The following is a 12,490-nucleotide window of genomic DNA, read 5'->3' on the forward strand; positions in this document are numbered from 1 at the left end:
CATCTTATCTGAAAAGACACTAGAAAGGTCCCTATGACGAAAAAAATTATTGCAGTTGACCTTGATGGAACCCTGCTCAACTCGGACAGTCAGATTTCTGACTTTACCAAAGAAACTATTAAAAAAGTTGCTGAAAAAGGCCATCAGGTTATTATTACGACAGGGCGCCCTTACCGCATGTCAAAAGATTTTTACCGTGAACTAGGCTTAGACACTCCTATGATTAATTTCAACGGCTCCCTCACTCATTTACCAGACCAAGTTTGGAACTTTGAAAAGTGTTTGACGGTAGACAAAAAATATCTGCTAGACATGGTTCGACGTTCAGAGGACATTCAAGCCGATTTTATCGCTGGAGAATACCGTAAAAAATTCTACATTACAAATCCTAATGAAGAAATTGCCAATCCAAAACTATTTGGTGTAGAAGCTTTCCAGCCTGAAGATCAATTTCAGCCTGAATTGGTGACCAAGGATCCTAACTGTATTCTCTTGCAGACTAGAGCCAGTGACAAATATGCCTTGGCAAAAGAAATGAACACCTTCTACCAGCATCAACTTTCTATTAATACCTGGGGAGGTCCGCTCAATATCCTTGAATGTACCCCAAAAGGTGTCAACAAGGCCTTTGCTTTGGACTACTTGCTCAAGGTAATGAACCGTGACAAAAAAGATTTAATTGCTTTTGGAGATGAGCACAATGATACCGAAATGCTCGCTTTTGCTGGGAAAGGTTATGCCATGAAAAATGCCAATCCTGAGCTACTCCCCTATGCAGATGAGCAAATTTCTCTGACCAATGACCAAGACGGTGTTGCCAAAACCCTGCAAGACTTATTCTTATAGTCCATATTGACCAGCTTACGAGCTGGTCTTTGTGCTCTTTTCACAGTCTCATCAACCGGTTAATCGATTGTTCTACTTTTTGCCTCCAAAACCTTGGAAAAGGCTTTCTTTTGTGATATACTTCACATATAAATACAAGAGAGCTCGTCATACTCGACTCTGTTGATACAAAATCAATCCAGTCCTGTTTCTCCTGCTCTCCGTTAATATCAAGGAGGATAGCTATGAAAGCTGTTGTTGTAAATCCAGAAAGCACTGGTGTTGCTATTGAAGAAAAAGTACTCCGTCCACTTGAAACTGGGGAAGCACTTGTAGAAATTGAATACTGTGGTGTTTGCCACACTGACCTTCACGTTGCCCATGGCGACTTCGGTCAGGTACCAGGACGTGTCCTAGGACATGAAGGTGTTGGTATCGTTAAAGAAATTGCCCCAGATGTGAAAAGCCTTAAAGTCGGTGACCGCGTCAGCGTTGCTTGGTTCTTTGAAGGATGTGGCACTTGCGAATACTGTACAACTGGTCGCGAAACCCTTTGCCGTACAGTGAAAAATGCCGGCTACTCAGTAGATGGTGGTATGGCTGAACAATGTATCGTAACTGCAGACTATGCTGTTAAAGTTCCTGACGGACTTGATCCAGCCCAAGCCTCTTCTATCACATGTGCTGGTGTAACAACCTATAAAGCTATAAAAGAAGCAAAAGTTGAACCAGGCCAATGGGTTGTTCTTTACGGTGCTGGTGGACTTGGTAACCTAGCTGTTCAATACGCTAAAAAAGTATTCAATGCTCATGTCATCGCAGTTGATATCAATAACGACAAACTTGCCCTTGCAAAAGAAGTAGGCGCTGACATTGTTATTAACGGCCTCGAAGTTGAAGATGTACCTGGACTCATCAAGGAAAAAACTGATGGTGGAGCTCATTCAGCTGTCGTAACTGCTGTATCTAAAGTTGCCTTCAACCAGGCTGTTGACTCAGTTCGTGCTGGTGGTCGCGTAGTCGCTGTTGGTCTCCCTTCTGAAATGATGGAACTCAGCATCGTGAAAACCGTTCTAGATGGAATCCAAGTCATCGGTTCTCTTGTTGGAACTCGTAAAGACTTGGAAGAAGCCTTCCAATTCGGTGCAGAAGGTTTAGTAGTTCCAGTTGTCCAAAAACGCCCAGTCGAAGATGCCGTAGCCATTTTTGACGAAATGGAAAAAGGTCAAATCCAAGGACGTATGGTACTCGACTTCACCCACTAATCTAATAAAAACCTACTTTAAAAGTTGGAATGCGCTTCCAACTTTTTTATATTAAATTTTAATATCAAAAATTACTATGTCTTCTCGAAACCTTATTATATCAATATTATTAAATACACTATTTAAATGTTTTCTTGAATATTTTATATCAAATAGTTGCTTTTTATATGAAAACGGTTTATACTTATCTAGTCTTAAAGTTTTCTTAAACGAAAACTAAAACAAAAAAGGAGGAATGACAATAATGAGTATCGGAATCATTATTGCGAGCCACGGCGAATTTGCTGCGGGTATTCATCAGTCAGGATCTATGATCTTTGGTGAACAAGAAAAGGTTCAAGTTGTAACCTTTATGCCAAATGAAGGTCCTGATGATCTATACGCTAAGTTTAATAACGCTGTTGCTGCATTTGACGCAGAAGATGAGGTTCTAGTTTTGGCTGACCTTTGGAGTGGATCTCCATTTAACCAAGCTAGTCGCGTGATGGGAGAAAATCCTGAACGTAAGTTTGCTATCATCACAGGACTTAACTTACCGATGTTAATCCAAGCCTACACAGAGCGCCTGATGGACGCTGCTGCAGGTGTAGAAAAAGTCGCTGCTAATATTATTAAAGAAGCCAAAGATGGCATCAAAGCTCTTCCAGAAGAGCTCAATCCAACTGAGGAATCAGCAAGCGCTGCAGCTGCTCCAGTTGCCCAAGCTGCTATCCCAGAAGGAACTGTTATCGGAGATGGAAAACTCAAGATTAACCTTGCCCGTCTGGACACTCGTCTCCTTCACGGTCAGGTTGCAACTGCTTGGACTCCAGATTCAAAAGCAGACCGTATTATCGTTGCTTCAGATAACGTTGCCAACGACGATCTTCGTAAAGAATTGATTAAACAAGCAGCTCCAAATAATGTCAGAGCCAATGTTGTACCAATCCAAAAATTGATTGAGGTTTCAAAAGACCCACGTTTTGGAGAAACACATGCCCTTATCTTGTTTGAAACACCTCAAGATGCCCTTCGTGCAATCGAAGGTGGCGTACCAATCAAGACCCTTAACGTAGGATCAATGGCTCACTCAACAGGTAAAACAATGGTCAACAACGTTTTGTCTATGGACAAAGATGACGTTGCTACATTTGAAAAAATGCGTGACCTCGGTGTTGAATTTGACGTACGTAAAGTACCAAACGACACTAAAAAAGATTTGTTTGACTTGATTAACAAAGCCAACGTTCAATAATAGACATTAAACTATAGAAGAATCCTAAGAAAATTTTCACTTTATTATCATTAAATAGAAAAGGAATAAAACCATGTCAGATATTTCAATTATTTCTGCTGTCTTGGTTGTAGTTGTTGCCTTCCTTGCAGGTCTTGAAGGTATCCTCGACCAATTCCAATTCCATCAACCAATCGTCGCATGTACCCTTATCGGACTTGCAACTGGTAACCTCGAAGCAGGGGTTATGCTTGGTGGATCACTTCAAATGATCGCCCTTGGTTGGGCAAACATCGGAGCTGCCGTAGCTCCTGACGCTGCTCTTGCATCTGTTGCCGCAGCAATCATCTTGATCAAAGGTGGTAACTTTACTACTGAAGGTATCGCCGTTGCAACAGCAACAGCTATCCCTCTTGCCGTAGCTGGACTTTTCTTGACTATGATTGTTCGTACAATCTCAGTTGGTTTGGTTCACACTGCAGATGCTGCTGCTAAAGAAGGAAATATTGCGGCTGTTGAACGTGCTCACTTTATCGCACTTCTTCTTCAAGGTCTTCGTATTGCTATCCCTGCAGCCTTCCTTATCGCTATCCCAGCTTCTGCCGTTCAAGATGCTCTTAAATTGATGCCAGACTGGTTGAACGGTGGTATGGCTGTCGGTGGTGCTATGGTCGTTGCCGTTGGTTACGCTATGGTTATCAACATGATGGCAACTCGTGAAGTATGGCCATTCTTCGCAATCGGTTTTGCTTTTGCTGCGATTTCTCAATTGACTTTGATTGCCCTTGGTGTAGTCGGTGTTGCCCTTGCCTTCATCTACCTTAACCTTTCAAAACAAGGTGGTAACGGTGGCGGCGGAGCTGCGACTTCTAACGACCCAATCGGTGATATCCTAGAAGACTACTAGAAAGGGGAACAATCATGACTGAAAAACTTCAATTATCAAAATCAGATCGTAAAAAAGTTTGGTGGCGTTCACAATTCCTTCAAGGTTCTTGGAACTACGAGCGTATGCAAAACTTGGGTTGGGCTTACTCATTGATCCCAGCTATCAAAAAATTGTACACTACTAAAGAAGATCAAGCTGCTGCTCTTGAGCGCCACCTTGAGTTCTTCAATACTCACCCATACGTAGCTGCTCCAATCATGGGGGTTACTCTTGCACTTGAAGAAGAACGTGCGAACGGTGTTGAAATCGACGATGCTGCTATCCAAGGGGTTAAAATCGGTATGATGGGACCTCTTGCTGGTATCGGTGACCCAGTATTCTGGTTTACAGTTCGTCCTATCCTTGGAGCTCTTGGTGCATCACTTGCTGCATCTGGTAACTTGGTTGGTCCACTTCTCTTCTTCTTCGGATGGAATGCTATCCGTATGGCCTTCCTATGGTACACACAAGAGTTTGGTTACAAGGCTGGATCTGAAATCACTAAAGATATGTCTGGTGGTATCTTGAAAGACATCACTAAAGGTGCTTCTATCCTTGGTATGTTCATTCTTGCCGTTCTTGTACAACGTTGGGTATCGATCAACTTCACTGTTAACCTTCCAGGTAAACAATTGGCTGAAGGTGCCTACATCAACTTCCCAGAAGGTCCTGTATCAGGTGCTGAATTGAAAGGTATCCTTGGTCAAGCACTTGGTGGATTGAGCCTAGATAAGATTCAACCACAAACCCTTCAAGGTCAGTTGAACTCATTGATTCCAGGATTGATGGGACTTCTCCTTACTTTCCTTTGCATGTGGTTGCTTAAGAAAAAAGTATCACCAATCTCAATCATCCTTGCACTCTTTGCAGTAGGTATCGCAGCTCGTTTCTTCGGTATCATGTAATCAAGAAACTCAAAAGGAACCAGGTTCTAAACCTGATTCCTTTTTTCTATGTTTTTATACTCAATGAAAATCAAAGAACAAACTAGGAAGCTAGCCGCAGGTTACTCAAAACACTGTTTTGAGGTTGCAGATAGAACTAACAAAGTCAGTAACATATACCTACGGCAAGGCGATGCTGACGTGGTTTGAAGAGATTTTCGAAGAGTATTATTCTGCCAAGGCTCCCATTGGATCCCATGGTGCAAGTACAATTGGTTCTGCTTCATAAGCAGCTTGTTCTTCAGTTGTTAACAATTCTTTGCGAACAACGATTTGGTAAGTGTATTCGTCCATCCAAGCGTCTGAGGCAACAAAGTAACCATCTGTACCGACCTTTTCTCCCCAAGAGTTTTCAACTTTCCACTTGGTTGACTTGCCATTTTCGTCCAAGTCCACACCTGTCAAGACCATAGCGTGGGTCATTAAGCTTTCGCTGTAGTCCAGACGTCCAGCCTTGTCTTGAGTGAATTGAATATCCATGCTTGATTCAAAGTCATAAACATCTGTCGCAAGGATTCCAGCTTTACGGTTGCTGAGCTGACCAACATCAGAACCAAACCAAACAGTCTCACCTGCTTGCATTTGAGCAATCGCCAATTCTTTCAAGCGTTCCATCGGTACGTTGATGTAGCGAACAGCACGGCTACCAACCACATTTCCCAACATCTCAACTGTGTAAGATTGGCCGTAAGGCTTGTCAGCAGTTGGTGCGTTGATAACAGAAACATAGTCTTCTAGCGGAAGATTGACATATTTCTTGTAAAACTCTTGTGGTGTAATGCCCTTTTCGCTTTGGTAGTTGTTATCCTTATCGCGATAAGCAAAGTCAAACTGACGTGGTGGAAGACCTAATGACATAGCAAGGAAGTTAAAGATTTCTTGCAAGAGGTCTTCTTTCTTAGCTTGGACAGTCGCTTGGTCTGCGCCAGAAGCAAGCAAGTCACGCAAAATTTGAGCATCTTGACGAAGCAATTTGTTGAGAATGGCATTTAGTTCACGGCTGCTACTAGATGAAACAGACTCAGGGTAAACTGACTTAGGCACGACACCGTATTTCTCAAAGAGAGAAACGACCATATCCCACTGACCACCGTCTTGTTGTGGTGTTTGAAGTAGGAATTTAACCTTGCGGCTCGTCAAGTCTTGGTCTGCAGTCGCAATGACTTGCTCCAAGAACCAGTTTGATTTCTCATACTTGTCCCAGAAGAAGGTGTGGGCCTGTGACAACTCAAAATTCTCCAGTTTGTATTGTGAGATGAGTTTGTGACGGAAGGTGTTGAGAGCTGCAAACATCCAGCAACGACCAGATGCTTTCTGGTTGGTTACCTTGTCCTTGGTCAAATCCAATGAGAAAACAGGCGTATTGTCTACATGGCTTTGGCGACGCTCAAGGGCTGCAAAAATTCCGTTGTGGCTAGCAGCATTTTCAATCGCTTGGTATTTTACATTTGCTTCATAGTTGGCAAATAATTTATCAGTAAATGATTCTTGAATCGCGTTCATAGATTCCTCCTTTTATTCTACAGTCTATTATAACTCTTTTCACAAAGTAAGCAACTGAAAAACATAAAAGGCGAGGACATTCTCCCTCACCTTTTTCGAATATAAACCAAACTAAGCAATACTTGCAAGGAGAATCTCTAATTCTTCCTTGGTCAAGCGACGCCATTCTCCTCGCTGCAAGTTCTCATCTAAAACTAAAGTTCCCATAGTCAAACGTTGCAAGTCTGTTACTTCCTTGCCACAGTATGCCACCATACGCTTGACCTGATGGAACTTCCCTTCTGCAATAGTCACACGGATTTGACTCTGATTCTTTTCTGAATCTACCGACACAATCTCCAATTTAGCAGGCTGACAGGTAAAATCTTTGAGAGGAATGCCCTCAGCAAATATATCCACATCTTCTTGGGTCATGATTCCCTTGACTTGTGCCAGATACGTCTTGTCCACATGACGCTTGGGTGAAAGAAGAGCATGGGCAAGCTTGCCGTCATTGGTCAAGAGTAGAAGACCATGTGTATCAATATCCAAGCGTCCTACTGGGAAAACTTCCTTGCTCCGAGCTAAGTCATCCAACAAGTCCAGAACGGTTCTATGCTTGGGATCCTCAGTCGCTGAAATAACACCTTGGGGCTTGTTCATCATGTAGTAGACAAACTCTTCATACTCCAACACTTGCCCATCAAAGCGAATCTCATCTCTTTCTTCATCAATCTGCAATTTAGCTGACTTTTCTTTTTTACCATTTACCGTCACGCGCCCAGCCTTGAGCATGTTTTTGACCTCAGTCCGACTTCCCACAGCGCAGGCTACTAAAAATTTATCTAATCTCATAGAACTATTATATCATACTCAAAAGGAGGCTGGTACAATGACCAACCTCCTTTTCGTTTCATACTCTTCAAAAATCTCTTCAAACCGCGTCAACGTCACCTTGCCGTATAGATGTTACTGACTTCGTCAGTTCTATCTGCAACCTCAAAACAGTGTTTTGAGCTGACTTCGTCAGTTCTATCTACAACCTCAAAGCAGTGCTTTGAGCAACCTGGGGCTAGTTTCCTAGTTTGCTCTTTGATTTTCATTGAGTATCAGATTTAAGAAATTAACTTCCTCGTCTCCAGAAAATCGCTAAGACAATCATGGAACCTAGTACTGCCGGAATAATAGCAGTTCCTGCTATTATCGGTCCCCAAGTTCCAAAAAGCAAGTGGCCTATAAAAGCACCAATCCAGCCTAGAAACATTTTTCCAAAACATCCCATGCGTTCTCCACGATTGGTCAGAGTACCTGCTAAAAATCCCACTAGGAGACCAACGAACATACTTCCTAACATATTATCTCCTTAATTTGCCCAATCTCCGTTACGGAAGAGTGGTACACGTGTCCCATCCTCACGGATACCATCGATATCCATTTGACTAGACCCAATCATAAAGTCCACGTGAACATCTGAACGGTTAAGCCCTGCAGCTTCAAGTTCCTCTTCGCTCATCTCTGCTCCACCAACGACGCTAGTCGCATAGGCTGCACCGATAGCCAAGTGGTTTGAAGCATTCTCATCGAAAAGGGTGTTAAAGAAGGTAATGCCTGACTGAGAAATTGGGCTTGGATCTGGTACCAAGGCACATTCACCCAAGGCACGCGCACCCGCATTTTCAAAGACAAGGTCTTTCATGACCTGATCACCCTTCTCAGCAGTGATATCTACGATTTGTCCATCCTTAAAGGTTACCTTAATACCTTCAATGATATTTCCGTTATAGCTAAGCGGTTTTGTAGAGGTTACATAACCATCTGCACGACGGAAGTCAGGCGCTGTGAAGACTTCCTCAGTCGGCATATTTGGCAAGAATCCTTCGCCCTGTGCATTGATAGCACCAGCTGATTCCCAAACGTGGTTCTTTGGCAATCCAAGTGTCAAATCTGTTCCTGGCGCTGTGTAGTGAAGGGCTGAAAATTGCTCTTTATTAAGCATATCAGCCTTGCTCTTGAGGATAGCTGCATGCTCTTCCCAAGCCTTAACAGGATCTTCTTCATAGACACGGCAAGTTTTGAAGATTTGGTCCCAAAGGAAATCTACTGCTTCTTCATCGCTCGCAGCATTTGGAAAGACTTTCTTAGCCCACTCAAGTCCAGCAGCGGCTGCTACAGTCCAACTAACCTTGTTAGATTGCGTTGCGATGCGCATTGGCTTCATGGCAAGTCCCATAGCTTTAGCAGAAGCTGAAATCTTTTCAGCATCCACTCCGTTCAAGGCACCTGGATCAGATGAACGAACCCCAAGACGGCTAGCATTATTTTCCAAGAGATAGTTCATCTCAGCAATCTTGTATTCTGGCACATTGTCCAGACGCTCCATTGGCGCATGGAGGAATTTCTCACGGTTAATGACATCATCTGTCCACTGAACGATAACCTCATGCGCACCCAATGCATAAGCTTCTTTGACAATTAAGTGAGCCAACTCACGTTGCTCCACATCGATAGAGAGAGCCAAAGTGTGACCAGGTTGCACGTTGATTCCGTTCGCAACCAATAATTTCGCATATTTTTCTAGATTTTCTTTAAAATTTGGTAAAACCATGTTGTTTTCTCTTTCTATTTTTATTTTTCTTTCAAAGCAGAGAATAATCCTGCTAAAGCAATAGCACCTGACAAGAGTGCTGTTGATAGAAGAATTGTCTGATCAGCAAGTTCTAATTGATATTCAAATACCTTCTCAGCCGGCTTATCTTCCGCAAAAATTCTTAGTTTCATGAAATATCCTCCCTTACTAGTATATCACATATATTGGTATTTTAAAAAACAAGCTTACTGAAGCTTGTTTTAATTAGCTATTACAAAAATTTTGTACATACCTTTCCACTTCTTTTTCCATAGATTGAATCTCACCAATATCCCATCTATTTTTTTTAGAAGTTATCTTTGCCATCATCTGTAATTTTAAACTCTGACGATGGAATATCCCTTCTCTTTCCCATTGTTCTAATTTAGCCTCTGGATAGGAGTTGCCAAACCTGGAGTTCTGACTATCGGTAATGATACAAAGATTGCCAAAGGAATGTAAAAACTCAGCAGGTAATTGGCTCTCTCCATCATGTCCATTTGGATTCTGAGGATACCAATGCTCTATGGAGCGACGATAAGCAAATTTAAAATCTTTAAACTCAATATCGTAATCTTTCTTCAATTCTTCACGATTTTTCCACAAAACATAATCAACAAAGTTAAAAGCGTAAACAGGAATTGCCCCATATTTTTTGATACTTTTATCTTCGGTAAACAATCTTTCCTTAGCATATCTTACTGCCATTTTTTCCAGAAAATCCTTAAACTGATTAGCAAATTCTGTTTGATTTAACTCTTCAATATGGTTAAACAAGAATTGCAAGATTTCATATAACCAACGACTATCTCGATTGGCTGTAAAGGTCACAGCAAACATGGATTGAAGGAGGATAATGTTTTGGTTAATTTCCGAATCTGAAAATGTATCTTTTTAATCAAGGCATGGAAATGATGACTCTATATCTTGCTTTATTTGTCCTAGGTTATTAACAAATTCTATTACTTTTTGGATAATTTGATTAACAATTTCTTTTTCTACGGGATTTTTGATGTTATTAATCTCATCTTCTTGAGGAATTTGTATTACATTAATGTCTTCTAATTGATAAATTTCATTGAACAATTTTAATAAATGGTCCTTAGATAGGTCTTCAGGTTTTATCCTATTATTATCTATCAAAAAATGACACTCTGTATCAACTATTAAGATTTGCATATATTTCTCCCTTCTTAGTGTAAGAATCTATCCCAGACTCCATCGCTTCAATAAATTTATCATGACTTTTTTCTTCAAGACCATTTATAGAATCTTTTATTTTACTAGAACTGAATTCCCCTGACATAATAGAATAATTTCCGTTATTGTCTTTTGAAGTTACAATCAAATAATCTGGCTCTAGTAGTGTTCCTAATGTAGAATTATGTGTTATGACTACAACCATGCTATTTCTCGCAAGTTGTTTTAATTCAGTATTCAACTCACTTTTTATATAAGCATTATCCAGAGAGGATTCTGGCTCATCTATTAGTATAATCGGCTTATTTTTAGCTTCATTTAATCTCAACATCAAGGCGAACCCTACAGCTTGGCCACCTGAAGCAGGGACTCCATCTGAGTCAAGAAGTTTAACTTCTTTACGAACTAAATATTCTGCGAAATTTGCTTCATTGTAAAAGTTTTTACGCTTCAAATTATTTAAAAAAGTAATAAAATCTTTGTTTTTATAAGCTTCCATTAAATCATTATTGACAGCTTCTTTCGTTCCAATTTCTTTTTGAAACTGACTAGCAGATTCATACGGAACTAAATTAACTTGTATTTGATAGCCATGTAGACGTTCGTTTTTTTGTGGACTCTTAGTGACAATACTATTTAAAAATTCATTGATTTTTTTCTCCAATTGTTGTCTGTGAATTATTTTGTTAATACTACATTCTTGAACATTTGAAATTCCTGTTCGGGCTGTAACAGTAGATTTAACCTCTGTCATTATTTTATTAACTTTTTTCTTAATCTCATTATCCTTTCTAAATTCTATGTATAAGTTTCTAAGTTCTAAATAAACATCAACAAAATTATTTTTCTTTTGAACACTATTTGACAACAGTTTCCATATTTCATCTTTTTCAATAACTCCTTTAATATTTGAAAGTGCAGTTTCTATATACTCTATGCTGGAAAATTCAAATTCAGTCTCCTTAAATAGTAAATATTTTTGACTTGATTCACTCCTAGCCATTTCATTAGCAAATCTTTTGACATCGTTCAAAAAGCATTCAATATTTTCTTGTTCAGTTTCGTTATTATTTAAATAATTTTTAATCTTTAAAAATTGATTTTTGTATTTTCCTTGCCAAGAATGTAGAGCTGATAAACCTTGTTCTTTTCTTTGTTTCTCAATATATTCATCAGCTCGAGCAGTTTCAAATTGCTTTATTTCATAGTACTCATCTTCGCTGTACTCTTCTTTTATCTTATTCAAAAAATGGGTTTTTCCAGTTCCACGTTTTCCTACTACTAAGTTAAGCCCTGAAGAAATATTTACTCCGTTAATGTTAATAACATCCTGAAGGTTGTCCTTATTTATGCTTACTTTATTCCTATCATACAAACATCTTTTTATATCTTCCCACTCACATGAATCAATCTGTAGATAGGTTTGTTTGTTTCGCAATTTTTGAATATCATTTCGGTTATCTGTATCATTATCTGTAGCGTGAGCGTCACTAAATAGACAAGGAACTAAACTGTCAGGGTTATTATGAGCAATATTAAATCTTAGTTGGTTAGGCACACCACCAACATGCACAACACTACTTAATACGTCTGGTACTTTTTTTATTCCTTTGCTCTTCCCAAGTTCAAATATGTAAATACCTTTTTCCCAACAAGGTAATTTGTCACATAACTGTTCACAAGTTATACTATCCGACTGGGTCTGATGAATCTGAGATAACCAATCTGAAAAAGTTAATAGTTCATCAATGCAGTCTATAGGAAAGATTATATTTACATGTCCAACATCTAAGGTAAGCTCAATTCCAGGGTAAACTTTAACCTTGTCTAAGGCTACTGTAATTTCTTCAAAATTTTCTTTATCAAATAAGTCATGATTTGTTATTGCTATCGCATCTAATTCCATTTCCTCAACATAATTTCTCAACCAATCTAATGAAAATATGAATTCAGAATCTTTTATGCTTGCAATAGTATGAAGATGGAAGTCAATTTTTTGAACCATAA

The 12,490-nt window shown here is 39.8% G+C and carries 12 protein-coding genes and 1 pseudogene; 5 read left to right on the plus strand and 8 right to left on the minus strand.

Going from position 1 to position 12,490, the window contains the following annotated elements; all coding sequences use genetic code 11:
• Positions 1-33 precede the first annotated feature (33 nt).
• The 5 genes from O3616_RS06260 to O3616_RS06280 all read left to right on the plus strand — a co-directional run bounded on the left by O3616_RS06260 (position 34) and on the right by O3616_RS06280 (position 5,136).
• Positions 34-846 (plus strand): Cof-type HAD-IIB family hydrolase, encoded by an 813-nt coding sequence (locus tag O3616_RS06260; RefSeq protein WP_203213012.1) that lies wholly within the window; start codon positions 34-36, stop codon positions 844-846.
• Between the two features lie 224 nt (positions 847-1,070).
• Positions 1,071-2,090, plus strand: coding sequence for an alcohol dehydrogenase AdhP (gene adhP, locus O3616_RS06265; protein ID WP_000649145.1), 1,020 nt, complete (start codon positions 1,071-1,073; stop codon positions 2,088-2,090).
• A gap of 244 nt (positions 2,091-2,334) precedes the next feature.
• Entirely contained in the window at positions 2,335-3,324 is a 990-nt protein-coding gene (locus O3616_RS06270) for a PTS sugar transporter subunit IIB (RefSeq protein ID WP_371638395.1), read from the plus strand.
• A 73-nt stretch (positions 3,325-3,397) separates the two neighbouring features.
• Positions 3,398-4,210: a PTS mannose/fructose/sorbose transporter subunit IIC gene (locus O3616_RS06275; RefSeq protein WP_001280328.1), complete on the plus strand. Its 813-nt coding sequence runs from the start codon at positions 3,398-3,400 to the stop codon at positions 4,208-4,210.
• Positions 4,211-4,224: 14 nt separating this feature from the next.
• Positions 4,225-5,136: a PTS system mannose/fructose/sorbose family transporter subunit IID gene (locus tag O3616_RS06280; protein WP_000136858.1), complete on the plus strand. Its 912-nt coding sequence runs from the start codon at positions 4,225-4,227 to the stop codon at positions 5,134-5,136.
• 207 nt (positions 5,137-5,343) lie between these two features.
• Here the strand turns inward: O3616_RS06280 and pepC are convergent, their stop codons facing one another.
• The 8 genes and pseudogenes from pepC to O3616_RS06320 all read right to left on the minus strand — a co-directional run bounded on the left by pepC (position 5,344) and on the right by O3616_RS06320 (position 12,488).
• Complete coding sequence (gene pepC, locus O3616_RS06285; protein WP_371638396.1) at positions 5,344-6,678, minus strand: aminopeptidase C; 1,335 nt, start codon at positions 6,676-6,678, stop codon at positions 5,344-5,346.
• A gap of 111 nt (positions 6,679-6,789) precedes the next feature.
• Entirely contained in the window at positions 6,790-7,512 is a 723-nt protein-coding gene (locus tag O3616_RS06290) for a pseudouridine synthase (RefSeq protein WP_371638397.1), read from the minus strand.
• Between the two features lie 268 nt (positions 7,513-7,780).
• A complete protein-coding gene (locus tag O3616_RS06295) occupies positions 7,781-8,011 on the minus strand; it encodes a GlsB/YeaQ/YmgE family stress response membrane protein (protein ID WP_000901572.1) in 231 nt (76 codons plus the stop codon).
• 9 nt (positions 8,012-8,020) lie between these two features.
• On the minus strand, positions 8,021-9,262 hold the full coding sequence (locus O3616_RS06300; protein ID WP_371638398.1) for an aminopeptidase: 1,242 nt from the start codon (positions 9,260-9,262) through the stop codon (positions 8,021-8,023).
• 20 nt (positions 9,263-9,282) lie between these two features.
• Entirely contained in the window at positions 9,283-9,435 is a 153-nt protein-coding gene (locus O3616_RS06305; protein ID WP_000776626.1) for a hypothetical protein, read from the minus strand.
• Positions 9,436-9,508: 73 nt separating this feature from the next.
• Positions 9,509-10,174 (minus strand): annotated as a pseudogene (locus O3616_RS06310) (HNH endonuclease family protein); the annotation flags it as partial.
• A 3-nt stretch (positions 10,175-10,177) separates the two neighbouring features.
• Positions 10,178-10,462 (minus strand): hypothetical protein, encoded by a 285-nt coding sequence (locus tag O3616_RS06315; RefSeq protein WP_371638399.1) that lies wholly within the window; start codon positions 10,460-10,462, stop codon positions 10,178-10,180.
• On the minus strand, positions 10,443-12,488 hold the full coding sequence (locus O3616_RS06320) for a hypothetical protein (RefSeq protein ID WP_371638400.1): 2,046 nt from the start codon (positions 12,486-12,488) through the stop codon (positions 10,443-10,445). The genes O3616_RS06315 and O3616_RS06320 overlap by 20 nt, the downstream gene beginning before the upstream one ends.
• Between the last annotated feature and the right edge of the window lie 2 nt (positions 12,489-12,490).

Source organism: Streptococcus sp. 27098_8_86 (genome assembly GCF_041432595.1).
In the GTDB taxonomy this organism is placed as follows: Bacteria; Bacillota; Bacilli; order Lactobacillales; family Streptococcaceae; genus Streptococcus; species Streptococcus pneumoniae_F.